Source organism: Bacteroidota bacterium, from assembly GCA_016713765.1.
GTDB classification, from domain to species: domain Bacteria; phylum Bacteroidota; class Bacteroidia; order AKYH767-A; family 2013-40CM-41-45; genus Pollutiaquabacter; species Pollutiaquabacter aromativorans.
The window spans coordinates 86,946-102,940 of sequence record JADJON010000003.1 but is presented as its reverse complement, the minus strand read 5'-3'; the positions used below and the strand labels follow the sequence as shown (position 1 = coordinate 102,940).

Annotated in this window: 14 protein-coding genes; 13 read left to right on the top strand and 1 reads right to left on the bottom strand. The window is 51.9% G+C overall.

All coding sequences use genetic code 11. From position 1 onward, the window contains the following. Positions 1–57: 57 nt before the first annotated feature. From IPJ96_11210 to rpmH, 10 genes are all read left to right on the top strand, one after another. Positions 58–1,185, top strand: coding sequence for a glycosyltransferase (locus tag IPJ96_11210; GenBank protein ID MBK7910902.1), 1,128 nt, complete (start codon positions 58–60; stop codon positions 1,183–1,185). Continuing rightward, positions 1,176–1,781 carry a sigma-70 family RNA polymerase sigma factor gene (locus tag IPJ96_11205; protein ID MBK7910901.1) on the top strand — a complete coding sequence of 202 codons (606 nt, stop codon included), beginning with the start codon at positions 1,176–1,178 and terminating at the stop codon, positions 1,779–1,781. Before IPJ96_11210 ends, IPJ96_11205 begins: the two co-directional genes overlap by 10 nt. Positions 1,782–2,033: 252 nt before the next feature. Continuing rightward, the gene (rsmG, locus tag IPJ96_11200; protein MBK7910900.1) at positions 2,034–2,654 is read left to right on the top strand and encodes a 16S rRNA (guanine(527)-N(7))-methyltransferase RsmG; all 621 of its coding nucleotides are present in this window, start codon (positions 2,034–2,036) and stop codon (positions 2,652–2,654) included. 143 nt (positions 2,655–2,797) lie between these two features. Beyond that, positions 2,798–3,397, top strand: coding sequence for a T9SS type A sorting domain-containing protein (locus IPJ96_11195; protein MBK7910899.1), 600 nt, complete (start codon positions 2,798–2,800; stop codon positions 3,395–3,397). A 9-nt stretch (positions 3,398–3,406) separates the two neighbouring features. Further along, entirely contained in the window at positions 3,407–3,718 is a 312-nt protein-coding gene (locus tag IPJ96_11190; GenBank protein ID MBK7910898.1) for a hypothetical protein, read from the top strand. After that, positions 3,705–4,694 carry an IS30 family transposase gene (locus IPJ96_11185; GenBank protein ID MBK7910897.1) on the top strand — a complete coding sequence of 330 codons (990 nt, stop codon included), beginning with the start codon at positions 3,705–3,707 and terminating at the stop codon, positions 4,692–4,694. Before IPJ96_11190 ends, IPJ96_11185 begins: the two co-directional genes overlap by 14 nt. Positions 4,695–4,826: 132 nt before the next feature. Then, on the top strand, positions 4,827–6,029 hold the full coding sequence (locus IPJ96_11180; protein MBK7910896.1) for a T9SS type A sorting domain-containing protein: 1,203 nt from the start codon (positions 4,827–4,829) through the stop codon (positions 6,027–6,029). Positions 6,030–6,403: 374 nt separating this feature from the next. After that, positions 6,404–6,880, top strand: coding sequence for a hypothetical protein (locus IPJ96_11175; protein ID MBK7910895.1), 477 nt, complete (start codon positions 6,404–6,406; stop codon positions 6,878–6,880). A 156-nt stretch (positions 6,881–7,036) separates the two neighbouring features. Further along, complete coding sequence (locus IPJ96_11170; GenBank protein MBK7910894.1) at positions 7,037–7,756, top strand: hypothetical protein; 720 nt, start codon at positions 7,037–7,039, stop codon at positions 7,754–7,756. A gap of 218 nt (positions 7,757–7,974) precedes the next feature. Next, entirely contained in the window at positions 7,975–8,130 is a 156-nt protein-coding gene (rpmH, locus tag IPJ96_11165) for a 50S ribosomal protein L34 (GenBank protein MBK7910893.1), read from the top strand. Between the two features lie 992 nt (positions 8,131–9,122). On the opposite strand, the gene IPJ96_11160 is transcribed toward rpmH, so the two are convergent. Then, positions 9,123–9,947 carry an alpha/beta fold hydrolase gene (locus IPJ96_11160; protein MBK7910892.1) on the bottom strand — a complete coding sequence of 275 codons (825 nt, stop codon included), beginning with the start codon at positions 9,945–9,947 and terminating at the stop codon, positions 9,123–9,125. Positions 9,948–10,171: 224 nt separating this feature from the next. Here IPJ96_11160 and carB point away from each other — a divergent pair, with 224 nt between their 5' ends. The 3 genes from carB (at position 10,172) to IPJ96_11145 (ending at position 15,991) form a co-directional block, all read left to right on the top strand. Beyond that, complete coding sequence (gene carB / locus IPJ96_11155; protein ID MBK7910891.1) at positions 10,172–12,988, top strand: carbamoyl-phosphate synthase large subunit; 2,817 nt, start codon at positions 10,172–10,174, stop codon at positions 12,986–12,988. A 12-nt stretch (positions 12,989–13,000) separates the two neighbouring features. Then, entirely contained in the window at positions 13,001–13,213 is a 213-nt protein-coding gene (locus IPJ96_11150) for a hypothetical protein (protein ID MBK7910890.1), read from the top strand. Positions 13,214–13,513: 300 nt separating this feature from the next. Continuing rightward, on the top strand, positions 13,514–15,991 hold the full coding sequence (locus tag IPJ96_11145) for a YfhO family protein (GenBank protein MBK7910889.1): 2,478 nt from the start codon (positions 13,514–13,516) through the stop codon (positions 15,989–15,991). Positions 15,992–15,995: the final 4 nt, after the last annotated feature.

Genomic DNA, 15,995 nt, shown 5'->3' with positions numbered 1-15,995 from the left:
GACGCGTACTTTTACTTTTGTCGGGAGTGTCTTTCCTTTTGGAAAAGACGATGTTATATGATCCGGACGGACGTCGCGACGATAGGTACAGGCTTGTTGGTGTTGTTGATCAGCGCGGGGACGGTTCACCTGCTCTTTTACTGGCTGGTGTACCGGCGATTCGCGTTCCTGAAAGTCGCCGCATCCGGTGGTGAGACGAAGCCCGTGTCGGTCATCATCTGTGCCCGCAACGAGTCGAAGAATCTGCAGCGATTCTTGCCAGCCGTTCTTGATCAGGCCTATCCGGAATACGAAGTGATTGTGGTGAACGATTGTTCCTGGGACGATAGCGGTGAGTATCTGGAAGCTGCAGAGAAGGAATATCCCCGGCTGCGGGTCGTGAATATCCAGGAACAGGAGAAGTACAAGCACGGCAAGAAGTTCGCGATCACGTTGGGTATCAAAGCTGCGAAGCATGACCGGCTGCTGTTCACCGATGCGGATTGTCGTCCGGCCAGCCGGAACTGGCTCACGAACATGCAGTACAATTTCCGCGACGGCAAGGAGATCGTACTGGGTTATGGCGCTTACGAGCGCATGCCCGGCTTTCTCAACAAGCTGATCCGATTCGATACGGCCTTCATCGCGATGCAGTATTTCGGCTTCGCGCTGGGCGGGAACGCTTATATGGGAACCGGTCGTAACCTGGCTTACCGGAAGGACCTGTTCTTTCGCAACAAGGGTTTCGCGCGGCATAATCACCTGCCGTCGGGCGACGACGACCTTTTTGTGAATGAAAACGCCACGTCAGCGAATACGGCCATAGAAGTACAGCCGGATTCGTTCACCTATTCGCTTCCGAAGGAGCGGTTCGCAGACTGGTTCAACCAGAAAGTGCGGCATACCACTACCTCGAAATATTACAAGGGTGGTCATCGTTTCCAGTTATTCCTGGCAGGGATTTGTCCGATGCTGGTCTGGCTGAGTCTGATCGCCCTGCTGGTATCAGGACAGCGCACGAAAGAAGCCCTGGTGGCGGCCGGCGTCGTGTGGGCCCTGAAACTGCCTATCTTTGCATATAGCGCGTCGAAGCTGCGGGAGAAGGACCTCATCTGGCTCTATCCCTTGCTGGAACTGCTGTATAGCTTCCTCCTCCCGATCATCTACCTCGCTCAACTCCTTACCAAAAAACGCGCATGGAAGTAAATCCGAATCTCTCCGAAAAAGCCCAGGTTGATTTCAAGCTGGTGCAACAAGCTGTCAAGGGCGACCAGAAGGCTTACGCCGAACTGATGTCGCGCTACAAGGACAGCATTTACTTCATGCTGTTGAAAATGGTCAACAACCGCGACGACGCGGAGGATCTGACCATCGAAGCGTTCGGTAAGGCGTTCAAGAACCTGCACCAGTACACACCCGACTTCGCCTTCAGCACCTGGCTGTTCAAGATCGCGACGAACAATTGCATCGACTTCATCCGCCGCAAGCGGAAGTACACGTTCTCGATCGATAAGAGCATGGAGAACGACAGTGGTCAGGAGATGCAGTTCGAGATCAAGTCGCCGATGCTCGACCCGGAGGAGAAGATGATCAAGAAGCAGAAGGCCGCGCTCATGCGCGACGTGGTCGAGAAGCTCAAGCCCCGCTACAAGCGCCTGGTGGAGTTGCGATATTTCCAGGAACGTTCCTACGAAGAGATCGCCGACGAACTCCAGCTTCCCCTCGGCACCGTCAAAGCCCAACTCTTTCGCGCGCGGGAGTTCTTGTATCAGATCCTGAAGAATCAGGAAGAACAGATTTGAGGTTTGGGGTTTCGGGTTGGTAATTAGTAATTAGTAATTAGTAATTAGTAACTGGTAATTGGTAACTAGTAATTAGTAACTAGTACAATCGGTTCGTGCCTAGTCCCTCGTAACTCATTTCAATTCCTCGTTCCTCGGTCACGTTCCTCGTCCCTATTTTCTCGCACCTCGCATCTCGTCCCCCGTCCCTCGTCCCTCGTCCCTCGTCCCTCGTCCCCCGTCCCTCGTCCCTCGTCCCTCGTCCCACGTCCCTTGCTTCTCCTCGAACGCTATTTCCCCGAACTGACGCAACAGCAACGTGAGCGCTTCGCGGCCTTGCAGGCGTTGTACGGGGAGTGGAACGCGAAGATCAATGTGGTGTCGCGGAAGGACATGGAGAACCTGTACGAGCGGCACGTGTTGCATTCGCTCGGGATCGCGAAGGTGATCAGTTTCGTGGCGGGTACGCGGGTGATTGACGTGGGAACCGGCGGCGGGTTTCCGGGGATTCCGTTGGCGATACTTTTCCCCGACAGTCAGTTCCACCTGATCGATTCGATCGGAAAAAAGATCAAAGTGGTGGAGGGCGTTGCGGAGGCCTTGGGGTTAACGAACGTCAGTGCCCAGCAGATCCGGGCGGAAGAGTTGAAACGCCGCTGCGACTTCGTGGTCTCGCGGGCTGTGACCCGACTGCAGGAATTCTACCAGCATACGCGGCACCTGATCGAACCGGGCGGACGAAATGCCCTGAGGAACGGCATCCTGTACCTGAAAGGCGGGGACCTGGAAGAAGAACTGGCTGAATTCAACCGCCCCGCAACGGTCTTTTCGCTGTCCGACCATTTCCGGGAGGAGTTCTTTGCGACGAAAAAGGTCGTATATGTGGGATTTTGATTGTTTTTTTTAAGTTCATTGATGACTCATTAAATAGTAATAACGGATCGAGCGTAATTGTTCGCGAATTTCGCCCTGCTGGTTTTGTAAAGTTTGTTTGAATTGAGAAAAAGTAGATATTGTAGATTAATTAATCCTTATCCATGATGTTGGATTATTTGGATTCCGAAAAAACGATAGCTGAAGTTTCAGCGGCACAAATTGCTGAAAATGCCCTGATTCAACTTGATTCGGAAGGCAGCGATTTAGTGCAGTGGGACCAATCAATCAGCAGCATTTATTCGAAGTTAACACAAACGGGATTCAATGAATTAAGTACTTCGGATCTAACCACCTTGTACGACATTGCAGCTATGTGTCCAATGTTAGGTGGGGATTTGGTTTTTCGTGCCAGGAGTATAATAAGTCTTTTTATTCCTGGCATGGTGTATCAGGATAGTTTGGCTTGTACAGAGCAGGGTTTTGGATATAGGAGTAGTAATTTGTCCTTTGGTGATATTATAATTTCACCGAATCCGGTACATGATCTCCTTAAATTGGAATTTTCCAGCGCAATCCCTGAATCGGAATTAACAATTCGAATAATTTCAACTGACGGTATTCTCAAGCAAGATATTGAATTTAAAAGCAGTCGTGGTTCTATTAACCTTGATGTATATGACCTTCCTCCTGGAATCTATATATTGAAAATAATGGAAAGTTCAGGTGTTTGGACAGGTCAGGCAAAATTTGTGAAGCTTTAATTTCATATTATGAAACGCTACTTTGCTACCTTCACTTGTCTTCTTTTAGTTTTGACAGGAGTTTCATCTTCAATTGCGCAACAGTATGTCATGGGTATCAGCACTGTGCCCGGACAAGGGTCGGTGTTAATGAGTTTTAATGGAAGCATCCCAAATTTAAGATTGATTAGTACCCAGAAAAATTTCCCGGTAACTCCAATTTCTTTTTCTGATCAAGATGATAGTCTTTTGTTCTATTCGAATGGAAGTTTTATAGAGCTTACTTCCAAGTTCCTAACGCAACATAAAACTATTCATATGTTGCAACATGAGCAAGTATAAACGAATTGATTTACAGGAGCGAATCCAGATCGAGACGTTCCTTGGGTTAGGGTATACCTGTACTGCGATAGCGCAGGAATTGGGGCGCCCCACTAGTGCCATTACGCGAGAATTGGACCGATTTGATGGCTACTACTCTGCAATCGAGGCTCAGCATTTGGCCGAACTCAGACGTGTCACTCAACGAAAAACAAGGAAGTTGGATGCCAACCCTGCTTTACTGGCGGAAGTTCGCGGATTACTCAGGAAGCGTTACTCTCCTGAACAAATTTCAAGACATTTGATAGAGGAATTCCCAGATGATCCAACAATGCAGATATCCCACGAATCGATCTATACTTTCATCTATATGATGCCCCGAGGCGATTTGCGCAAGGAATTGATTGCGAGTTTGCGTCAGAAGAAGAAAAAACGAAACAAGAGAGGGTTGTCCATTGAGCGCAGGGGTAAGATCCCGGACATGGTGAGCATCGACGAGCGTCCTGATTACATTCTCAATCGGTCTGTACCTGGGCATTGGGAAGGAGACCTGATTGTTGGAAAACGGCATCAGTCCGCCATTGGCTCCATCGTTGAACGAAAAACCCGGGCTGTGATACTGGTAAAACTGAAGGCGAAAGACGCAGAAAGTGTCCGAAGAGCTTTCGAGAAAGAGTTCAAATCAATTCCCAGGCAAATGAAGAAGTCCATGACCTATGATCAGGGACACGAAATGGCCGAGCACAAGCTGTTCTCAAAGAATACGCGCATGAAAGTGTACTTCTGTCACCCAGGCTCTCCCTGGGAGCGCGGATCCAACGAGAACATGAATATGCTCATCCGGGATTTTTATCCGAAAGGAACCGACTTCAATAAAATCACGCGGCGGGAATTGAAACGAGTTCAGGACCTGTTGAACGAAAGGCCACGCAAAACGCTCAACTGGAAATCTCCCTTTGATGTCTTCGAAAACGAAATCATGAAAAAATGCAGTTAAGACAAATGTATTATTTTTAACAAAATGTTGCGTTAGAAGTTAGAATGTACCGAGAATAAATATGGATTAAAGATTTCGGGATCGGATAGTTTGGCTCCGCCACTTTATTATACCTATGGCGCTCCTTGTCAGATGGGTATTATCGCACTTCCACGAGGAGAGCCAACCAGTGCTCTGTTTGATTTATTTCATGTAGATTATGATAGTTTATTGCAAGGATTGTGGCCTTCGCGATTATTGCATACTTCCATTAATTTCGCTAGCAATAATGATACTGGTTTATGCATTATTAATTCGGAAGTTGTATTGAGAGATACACTAGTTCCAGGTTTTATAGTTAGCACAAGGCAAGGAAACGGGCGTGATTTTTGGCTTGTAGTTCAAAAATTCGAATCAAATAAGTACTTTATTATATTAAATTCGATAGAGGGGATAACTATTAGGGAGCAGGTAATAGGGAGTCCTAAACTTAGTTATCTTGAAGCGGGGGCAGCGGCTTTTTCCCCAGATGGAACGGTGTATGCTCGTTTTGACCATTGGAATGGGTTGGAGCTTTTGGAATTTGATCGTTGTAGTGGAAGCTTTATGAGTGTAATTTCACTGCCAACTAGTTTATTCGCCGATACGAATCAATTTTGGTATAATCAGAATCATAACGATCCCACCGGATTAGTTTTCTCACCAAATTCACGATATCTTTACATTGTTCGTACAAATCAACTTTACCAATTAGATCTACAACTAATCGGTCAAGCGAGTGCCATTCAATTAGTGGCATCTTATGATGGTACAAGGGATACTACGAATAATCAGCGGATGTTATTTGGGACCCCCTTCCTCGCACCCAATGGAGTTATTTATTTATACTATGGAGGTGGGAAATGGATTGCTTCCATCCCCAATCCAGATCTTACCGCTCCTGCATGCGGGTTCAACAGAGCTGCTTTATATTATCCTGGGCTTGGCTATGCAGGGCTTCCTCAGCCCCCCAACTATGATCTTGGTCGCTTGACGGGTTCGCTTTGCGATACCTTGGAGTGGACAGGAGTTGCTTCAGGCACACAGACGGAAATTGTTTGGGAGTTGTCTCCCAACCCGGCAATTCATGAAGTGCTGGTATCTTTGAAAGCCGGATCCGGGGTCTCCGGAGGAGCGGCCGCAGAGGTTTATTCCTTGTATTCGTTGGATGGTCGTTTGTTGAAGCGCGTTTCAGTAACAAGCGGGGCGCCAACCCGGCTGTGGGTAGGCGATCTGCCTGCTGGCTTGTACATGCTTCAGGCTCAGCAGAATGGTTATGTGTTGGGCAGTCGGCGGCTGGCGGTTGTGCGGGATTGATGAAGTGGGGCGGCGAGCGGTCTCTGATGAATTCAATGCGAAGTTGGCCGAATTTGGCCGCCCGGTAAGGGTCTTTCCTTGTCAAATCAATCAAGTGAATTTAGATATTTCAGATTTTCCAGCTGGAGTTTATTTTGTGCAATTAAAAGGGGAATCGGGCGTAGAATATGCTCAGGCAAGGTTGGTCAAACTTTAATTTGTCTGCGATGAGAAAGGCCTGTCTCGTTCTTAGTTTGACGACTATCCTGTGTTTGTTGTCGTTTGAAATACTGATTGCGCAGCAATATGTAATAGGTATTAGTACAGTGCCAGGTCAGGGTTCCGTATTGATGAGTTTTAGGAATGCGTCATTGAGGCTTGATCAAATTTCTACCATGGCCAATCAAGTATGGTCCCCCATGTCTATTTCCGACTCAAATGACAGCCTGTTGTTTCATTCCAACGGAGCTTTCGTTGAGAATCGCTATCTAAGAAAAATGCCAGGAACAGATTCATTAGCTCCTGGCTTTTATTATGATTACGGCCCGTATTGTCTTAATGGTATTATTGGAGTAAAACGTGGGGATCCAAGCGGCCAATTATATGATTTATTTCACATGGATTATAGCAATCATTTAACATATCCATATCCATTATCTGTACTGCATACTGAGATTAATCCTTATGCAAGAAATGATTCTGGTGAATGTTTAGTTAATTCAGAAGTCGTATTATCGGCGGATACGTTCGAGCCGGGTTTGTTGGCGGCTGTACAGCATGGAAATGGCCGTGACTGGTGGGTATTAGTACAGAAGTTTACTTCAAATAAATATTATAAGATATTATCGACTCCGCATGGCAGGTTTGTATAGGATCAAGTCATTGGTTTCCCAAAGGTTCCATATTTAGGTATCGGAACACCGGTATTTTCACCGGATGGAAACTGGTATGCAAGGTTTGATTTTAGGAATGGGTTGGAGTTATTCAATTTTGACCGATGTTCGGGCGAACTAAGCAATCCTGTTCTATTGCCGGCACTTGCGAATTTCCCGGACACAAACCAGTTTTATTACAATCCAGTTCATAATGACTTTGTGGGGCTCGCTTTCTCTGCCGACTCAAGATTCCTGTATGTTGTTCAAGTTACTCAGATCTATCAGTTAGACATGACTTTGTTAGGGCAAGCCGGCTCAATCAGGCATGTTGCTTCATACGACGGAACCCGCGATACCTCAAATGGCCAGGTCAATCAATTTGGTTTCCCATTTTTAGCTCCTGACTCTGTTATTTATCTCTATTGCGGTGGGGGTAATTGGATCGCTTCTATTCCCAATCCCGATTTGCCGGCGCCGGCTTGCGGCTTTATTCGCTCAGCTTTGTATTATCCAGGTCTAGGTTATAGCAAACTTCCAAGCCCGCCCAATTACCGTCTTGGCCGCTTGCTTGGTTCCCCTTGCGATACACTGGAATGGACCGGAACTCGAGATTTGGAAAAGGAGTCAATTTCCGTTTACCCTAATCCGGCTTCATCTACTGTGCGCTTGCGCTTCGGAGATGCAAATCGCCATTATTACCGGATAGAATTGCGTTCACTTACTGGGTTGCTGCTGAAAGAACTCCTGGTTTCAGGGCAAGAACCAGACTTAGTTTTGTCCCTGAAGGGGATAGCTCCCGGAAGTTATCTGGTACAGGCCTACCGCGAAGGCGACCTGTGTGCCAACCACAGGTTGATTGTTGTAAATGACTAGTCGGCTGCTCCAAACCAGGAAGGGTTGAGAATCGTGCCGTGCTTGTGCCTGGATGCATGCTGAATCTGCCGCTTAAACCCAATTAATTTGCGAAAAACCGCCTTTTGGGCTATTTTCAGTATCATTTTGTACAGAAAAAAATTGGTCAGGTTTGTGTTTTTGAATTGAAATCCTACCTTTGCCGTCCTGTTTCCGGATAAACAACCCGGCCCGATATCATGAAAAGGACTTACCAACCCTCGAACCGCAGAAGGAAGAACAAGCACGGATTCCGTGAGCGCATGAGTACCGCCAACGGCCGCCGCGTCCTGGCTGCCCGCCGTGCACGTGGCCGCAAGAAACTGACCGTTTCCAGCGAGTTCAAGAAGAAATAATCGCCTAGAGCGAATGAAGAATTGGGGCTGTCCGGAAGGATGGCCCCTTTTTTTTAGGTGCGAGTTACGAGACCGGGGAACGAGGTTAGAAGGGACGAGGGACGAGATGCGAGGTGCGCGAAGGGAGACGCGAGTTGCAAGACCGAAGTTAAGAGGGTCGAGGGGCGAGGGACGGGATCGGGTTACGAGGTGCGTGATGCGAGGAGCGAGGAAAGGAAAAAAGGAGAGTGCAATCCAGATGAGTTGTGGTCAGCAAAAGCAATCAAGGCGTTAATGAGTGTAATATCGTGAAACACTTATCGATAGCCCCGTAGGGGCCCAATAATCCTAGGGGGCGTTTTTTTTCTGACGAAGCCGATTGCCGGTGAATAGCCCCGAGGGTAACGAGTTTGGATGTAGTTGTGAGAGGCAGGAAGTTAGTTGCGATGAAGTGAGAATCAAGAAGCCAATGAAATGAATCCATGTTGAAAAATCGGACCAGTATTTTCCGGCGTTCGATTATGTACTGCCTCCGAACACATCTCGATAGCCCCGTAGGGGCCCAATAATCCTAGGGGGCGTTTTTTTTTCTGACGAAGCCGATTGCCGGTGAATAGCCCCGATGGCAGCGAGTTTGTAGGTAGTTGTGAGAGACGGGAAGATAGCTGCGATGAAGTGAGAATCAAGAAGCCAATGAAATGAATCCATGTTGAAAAATCGGACCAGTATTTTTCGACGTTCGTATATGCACTGCCTCCGAACACATCTCGATAGCCCCGTAGGGGCGCAATAATCCTAGTGCCGGGGTCGTTTTTTTTTTTTCTGACGAAGCCGGTTGCCGGTGAATAGCCCCGATGGCAGCGAGCTCCCGCGAGCGGACAGCGGGTGGAGGCGGTTGGACGGAGCGGTCGGCGTGTCGCTTCAATTAGCTGCTAGGGGTGAAGGAGGAGCGTGACCGAGGAACGGGACCGAGGGGGCAACCTTCAACTTTCAACTTTCAACTTGCAATCTGCCTACTGCCTACTGCAAACCGCCGCAACCCGTTCCGCAACATCCGGCTTGAGCAAGTTATGTCCGGTTTCGAGGATGTGGATGTTGGCCTGTGCGTCCACCTTTTTCTGATAGATTATTCCGAACGATGGCCGTATGATGCTGTCGCGGCGGCCGAAGAAGAGGTCGGTGCGGACGGGGTGTTGTTTCAAGGCGGCGCTCAGCGCGGCTTTGCGGGGCAGCAGGTAGCGGAAGATCATCCAGACCTTGAACACGAGTTCGCGCTGCGGTCCGCTGCCGAAGTAGGAGAGGGCGAACTTGTATTGCTTCTCGCCGACCAGCCCGAGCGTGCGCAACCATCCGCCAAGGCGGAGGAATCGTTGCGGACGTCTCAGCACGCGGCGGAAGAGCCAGCGTCCGGCGATGGTGCGCGTCACGAAGACGTACCAGGGACTGATCACCAGTCCGTCGGGCGCGAGCAGGATCAAACGATCGACACGACCCGCGAAGAGCGAAACCAGTTCGAGGCAGATGCGACCGCCCAGGCTGAATCCTAACAGGGAAAATCGAGCATGCGGAAAGCGCTCGAGCAGTTGGGTGATCAGCGCCTGCAGGTCTTCGCGGCGGAATTGCAGTTGGTCGGGCGCCCCTTCGGCGTAACTGCGGCCGTGGTAGAACAGGTTGACGGCCACGATGGTGTACTGTTGACCGAGCAAGGGCTCGAAGAGCCGGAAATCGTCGGCGTTGTTGTCAAAGCCGTGAAATGCAAGCAAGAGTTCAGGGCCATTGCCAAACACCAGGTATTCCCAATGAAACGGACCGTGCTTGACTGACTGCGGGCTTGACACGCGACGAAAGTACGCAAAGGAGCACCGGCGATGGTGTGCGGGCGGGCACCGATGCTTATCAACATGCTGTCGAAAACTCGGGAAAACGGGAGCCACATTTCCTGTATCTTCGCGCAAACCCGTGGGTCTTTACCGCTGCTCCCTTTTCAATTTGTAATTTATTGAAAATTAATTAGTTACAAATCCGGCAAGGGGCCCGGGAGGACACACGCAACCTGACCATCGTGCCGCGCGATACCAGCATCCATTCCGTCCTCATCATTGGTTCCGGTCCCATCATCATCGGACAAGCTTGTGAATTCGATTATTCGGGCAGCCAGGCTTCCCGTTCGCTGAAAGAAGAGGGGATCGAAGTGATCCTGATCAACTCGAACCCGGCGACGATTATGACCGACAAGGTCACGGCCGACCACATCTACCTGAAGCCGCTCACCCGGAAGTCGATCATCGAGATCCTGGAAAAGCACAAGATCGACGCGGTGCTTCCTACGATGGGCGGACAGACCGCCTTGAATCTGGCGATCGACTGCCAGAAGGCCGGCATCTGGGAAAAGTACGGGGTGCGCATCATCGGCGTCGACATCGACGCGATTCACACGACCGAAGACCGGGAGAAATTCCGGCTGCGCATGCTGGAGCTGAATGCCGGTGTCTGCAAAGGCCGTACGGCCACCTCGTTTCTCGAAGGCAAGGAGATCGCGCAGGAGATCGGCTTTCCGCTGGTGATTCGTCCGTCGTTTACGCTCGGCGGCACGGGCGGTGGTTTCGTGAACACGCGGGAAGAATTCGACGCCGCGCTGAACCGCGGCCTGCACGCTTCCCCGGTACACGAGGTGCTGATCGAGCAGTCGATTTTCGGCTGGAAGGAGTTCGAACTCGAATTGCTGCGCGACGCCGCCGGGAACGTGATCATCATCTGTTCGATCGAGAACTTCGATCCGATGGGTATCCATACGGGCGATTCGATCACTGTGGCCCCGGCCATGACCCTGCCCGATACCACCTACCAGAAGATGCGCGACCTGGCCATCAAGTGCATGAACGGGATCGGCAATTTCGCGGGCGGTTGCAACATCCAGTTTTCCGTCAACCCGAACAACGAAGACGAGATCATCGTCATCGAGATCAACCCGCGCGTGTCGCGTTCCTCGGCGCTCGCTTCGAAGGCGACGGGTTATCCGATCGCCAAGATCGCGGCGAAGCTGGCCATCGGCTACCGCCTCGATGAATTGAAGAACCAGATCACCAAGAGCACCTCGGCCTTCTTCGAGCCGACGCTCGACTATGTGATCGTGAAGGTGCCGCGTTGGAACTTCGACAAGTTCAAGGGCACCGACCGTCACCTCGGCCTGCAGATGAAATCGGTGGGCGAGGCGATGGGCATCGGTCGGAGTTTCCAGGAGGCCTTGCAGAAAGCTTGTCAATCGCTCGAGATCAAGCGGAACGGCCTGGGCGCCGACGGTCGCGAGATCCGCGACGCGGAGGACATCCTCGACAGCCTGGAGCGTCCGCGCTGGAACCGGCTGTTCCATATTTATGACGCGTTCAAGCTGGGTATTCCGTTCAACACCATCCAGAAGCTGACCAAGATCGATCCCTGGTTCCTGCGCCAGGTGGAGGAGCTGATCCAGTTGGAAAAGCAGATCGAACAATACCGCATCGAGGACCTGCCGCGCGAGCTGTTCATGGAGGCCAAGAAGAAAGGCTATGCCGACCGGCAGATCGCCCACCTGGTGCGTTGCCTGGAGAGCGCGGTATTCCGTCGTCGCCAGGAGCTGGGCATCCACCGCGTGTGGAAACTGGTGGACACCTGCGCGGCCGAGTTCGAGGCGCGGACGCCGTACTATTACTCCACCTTCGACGAAGAGAACGAAAGCGTCGTCAGCGACAAGAAGAAGATCGTGATCCTTGGCTCGGGTCCGAACCGGATCGGGCAGGGGATCGAGTTCGACTACTCCTGCGTGCACGGCGTTTTGGCCGCGAAGGAGTGCGGGTACGAGACGATCATGATCAACTGCAACCCGGAGACCGTGTCGACCGATTTCGACATCGCCGACAAGCTCTACTTCGAGCCGGTCTTTTGGGAGCATATCTACGAGATCCTGTTGCACGAAAAGCCCGAGGGCGTGATCGTGCAGTTGGGCGGACAGACCGCCCTGAAGCTGGCTGAGAAGCTGAACAAGTATGGCTTCCGCATCATCGGGACCAGTTACGAGTCGCTCGACCTGGCGGAGGATCGCGGCCGTTTCTCTACACTTTTGCGCGACCTGAACATCCCGTACCCGAAATTCGGCGTGGTCGAGAACGCGGACCAGAGCGGACCGGTCTCTCGTGAACTCGGTTTCCCGCTGCTGGTGCGACCGTCCTACGTGCTGGGCGGACAGAGCATGAAGATCGTGATCAACGAAGAGGAGTTGGAGGAGCACGTGGTGAAGATCCTGCAGGACATTCCTGACAACAAGATCCTGCTCGACCACTTCCTCGACCGAGCCATCGAAGCGGAGGCCGACGCCATCTGCGACGGGGAGCATGTGTACATCATCGGCATCATGGAGCACATCGAACCGGCCGGGATCCACAGCGGCGACAGCAATGCCGTATTGCCTCCGTTCGACCTGTCGCCCGTCGTGATGAAACAGATCGAAGACTATACAAAGCGGATCGCCCTGGCCATGCAGGTGAAAGGACTGATCAACATCCAGTTCGCCGTGAAGAACGAGACCGTATACGTGATCGAGGCCAACCCGCGTGCCTCGCGCACCGTGCCCTTCATTGCCAAAGCCTACGACGAACCGTATGTGAACTACGCCACCAAAGTGATGCTGGGAGCCAACAAGGTGAACGACTTCAAGTTTCAACCCAAGACCGGCGGATACGCGATCAAGGTCCCGGTCTTCTCCTTTGAGAAATTCCTGGACGTCAACAAGGAACTGGGACCTGAAATGAAATCGACGGGCGAAGCCATCTACTTCATCGAAGACCTGGAAGACGAGTTCTTTCAAAAAGTCTATTCGGAGCGCAACCTCTACCTGAGCCGGTAAACCGAACCTTCCGTGTCCTTCAAAGAATTCCTGCTCGTCTTCATCGTGGCGTTCATCGCCTTCGGCTTCCTGCGCCGGTTCCTCTATTACAACGCCCTGCAATCCTTCCGCAAAGCCGCCGACGACCTCGAACGCGAGCGCAGCCGAAAGGAAGCCGGCAGCGTCCGGGTGCAAAAGAAGCAGCGGGATGAGGGGGAGTATGTGGAGTATGAGGAAGTTGACTAGGGTCTAAAAGTTTCGAGTTCCGGGTTTCGGGTTGGTTGATGGTTGAAAGTTGAAAGATGAAAGTTGATCGATTTGAAACTTGGCTTCATTGAGTTGTGTGTTTAGTCGGATTTTCGTCCCTCGTCCCTCGTCCCTCGTCCCTCGTCCCTAACTCCTACGCACCTCGCAACTCCATTCACTTCCCACTTCCCACGTCCCACGTCCCACGTCCCTCGTCCCTCGTCCCTCGCCCCACGTCCCTCGCCTTCTATTTAACTCGGAACCCGAAACCGATTATCTTCGTCCTTCCAAACCATCTCTATGAAGAAGTACCTCCCGCATATCCTGGCTGTCGCCTTCTTTTTGCTGTTGTCAGTGCTGGTGTTTTTACCCTTGTTCCAGGGTAAGGAGATCAAGCAGTCGGACGTCACGACCTGGAAGGGTATGGCGCAGGAGATCGTCAGTTTCAAGGAAAAGACCGGCGAGGATACTTACTGGACGAATTCCATGTTTTCCGGAATGCCGGCGTATCAGATCTCGGCCGTCTATGCCGCCAACCTGGTGCAGTACCTCGATAAAGTCGTCCAGTTGGGGCTTCCTACGCCAGCCAACATGGTGTTCCTGCTGATGGCGGGTTTTTACTTTTTACTGATCGTCCTGGGCGTCAATCAACGGCTTTCCATTTTGGGTGCTGTCGCATTCGCGTTCAGCAGTTATTTCTTCATCTACATCGAAGCCGGGCACAATACCAAGGCACACGCGATCGCCTACATGGCCCCGGTCGTGGCGGGCCTGTTGCTCACATTCCGGGGAAGGATGTTGTTGGGAGCCGCGATCACCGGTCTGGCGCTCTCGTTGGAATTGTATGCCAATCACCTTCAGATCACCTATTACCTCTTATTGACCGTGGTGCTGCTCGGCATCATGGAGTTGTACAATGCATTCCGGGAGAACCGGCTTGGTTACTTCTTCAAGGCGACCGGCATCTTGTTGGTCGCAGCCGGACTGGCTGTCGGCTCGAACATCACCAACCTCTGGGCCACCCAGGAGTACGGCAAGTACTCCACCCGCGGGAAGTCGGAACTGACCAGCGAGAAAGAGAACAAGACCAGTGGTCTTGACCGGGATTATATCACCGACTGGAGTTTCGGGGTGGGCGAGAGCCTGAGTCTGCTCGTGCCCAGCATCAAAGGGGGCGCCAGTGAGCCTATCGCGAAAAACAATAAGGACGTACTGCAAAAGGTCGAAAGTAACTTCCGGCAATACGTAAGCGGTTTCGGCGCGTACTTCGGCGAGCAACCGTTTACTTCCGGACCGGTTTATGTGGGCGCCATTATCTGCATGTTATTCCTGCTCGGGCTGCTGACCATCAAGGGTCCGGAAAAATGGTGGCTGCTGGCGGCCTTCCTGTTGTCCATCACGCTTTCCTGGGGCAGGAACTTCATGGGACTGACGAATTTCTTCCTCGATTTTGTTCCGGGCTACGACAAATTCCGGGCGGTGACTACTATCATCGTGATCGCGGAGTTTGCCATGCCGCTGTTAGGTATACTGGCACTCGATAAGTTGATCCGGGAACCGGATTACTTCAAGCAGCATGCGAAAAGCCTGTACTATGCCATTGGGATCACGCTGGGCCTGACCTTACTGATAGCGGTCGCGCCGGGCATGTTCACCTCGTTCTATTCGACGAGAGAATATGAACAGGTGATGGCTACGGCAAAGAACCAGGGTATCTCGCAGGACGTGGTCGACAACATCTTCACCAACCTGAGCACTGCACGCAAGGCCATCGTGACGGCAGACGCCTGGCGCTCATTCCTGTTCCTCTTGTTAGGCGCCGCACTGATCGTGTCCTTCGCGCGTATGCGTTACAAAGCCGAGTATTTCGTGTTCGGTCTGTTGGCCCTCGTACTCGTTGATATGTGGAGTGTGAACGCGCGCTATCTTGGCGACGATGATTATGTGCGCGCCAGCAAGGGTAAAGCGGAGGCGTATCCCATGACCACGGCTGACCAGGTGATCCTGCAGGATCCCGCCAAGAGCTATCGGGTCCTGAACCTGGCGGAGAGCACCTTCAACGATGCGAGCACGTCGTATCGTCATCAGTCGATCGGCGGGTACCACGGCGCCAAGCTGAAGCGCTACCAGGAGTTGATCGAGAACGAGCTCGCGCCCGAGTTGATGGGAATGCGCAACGCCTTACAAAACCAGGATTCTTCAACGCTTGGCGTATTGTCCGGTCAACCGGCCGTCAACATGCTCAATACGAAATACATCGTGTACAATCCCGATGCTGCACCGCTCATCAATACAGGTGCATTGGGCAATGCCTGGTTTGTGCAGAATGTGGAACTGGTAGCGAATGCGGATTCCGAGATTGCCGCGCTTCGCGGGTTCGATCCGTCCCGTACGCTCGTGGTTGACCAGCGCTACGCTGATCTTGTCAAAGGATTTACCGCGGCTCCGGATTCCGGTGCCTTCATCCGGCTCACCGACTACCAGCCGAATCACCTGAAGTACGAAAGCTCCGCCTCGACCGAGCAACTGGCGGTATTTTCGGAGATCTATTACGACAAAGGATGGAACGCCACGATCGACGGTAAGCCCGCGGATTACTTCCGTGCCGACTACGTGTTGCGTGCCATGCGCATCCCGGCCGGCAAGCACACGATCGAGTTCCGGTTCGAACCACGGGCGGTTGTCGTGGGCGAGAAGATCGCGCTGGCAAGTTCGTCGTTGCTGCTCCTCTTTTGCGCCGGCATGGGCTTCCTGGCCTTGCGTAAGCGTCCTGCCTGATCCG

What these genes read in the sequence shown, in the direction of transcription:
- IPJ96_11175 (MBK7910895.1), top strand. Translation starts at nt 6,404, where the DNA reads ATGGCCAATCAAGTATGGTCCCCCATGTCTATTTCCGACTCAAATGAC.
- rpmH (MBK7910893.1), top strand. Translation starts at nt 7,975, where the DNA reads ATGAAAAGGACTTACCAACCCTCGAACCGCAGAAGGAAGAACAAGCAC.
- IPJ96_11180 (MBK7910896.1), top strand. Translation starts at nt 4,827, where the DNA reads ATGGGTATTATCGCACTTCCACGAGGAGAGCCAACCAGTGCTCTGTTT.
- IPJ96_11205 (MBK7910901.1), top strand. Translation starts at nt 1,176, where the DNA reads ATGGAAGTAAATCCGAATCTCTCCGAAAAAGCCCAGGTTGATTTCAAG.
- IPJ96_11145 (MBK7910889.1), top strand. Translation starts at nt 13,514, where the DNA reads ATGAAGAAGTACCTCCCGCATATCCTGGCTGTCGCCTTCTTTTTGCTG.
- IPJ96_11195 (MBK7910899.1), top strand. Translation starts at nt 2,798, where the DNA reads ATGATGTTGGATTATTTGGATTCCGAAAAAACGATAGCTGAAGTTTCA.
- IPJ96_11190 (MBK7910898.1), top strand. Translation starts at nt 3,407, where the DNA reads ATGAAACGCTACTTTGCTACCTTCACTTGTCTTCTTTTAGTTTTGACA.
- IPJ96_11210 (MBK7910902.1), top strand. Translation starts at nt 58, where the DNA reads ATGATCCGGACGGACGTCGCGACGATAGGTACAGGCTTGTTGGTGTTG.
- IPJ96_11185 (MBK7910897.1), top strand. Translation starts at nt 3,705, where the DNA reads ATGAGCAAGTATAAACGAATTGATTTACAGGAGCGAATCCAGATCGAG.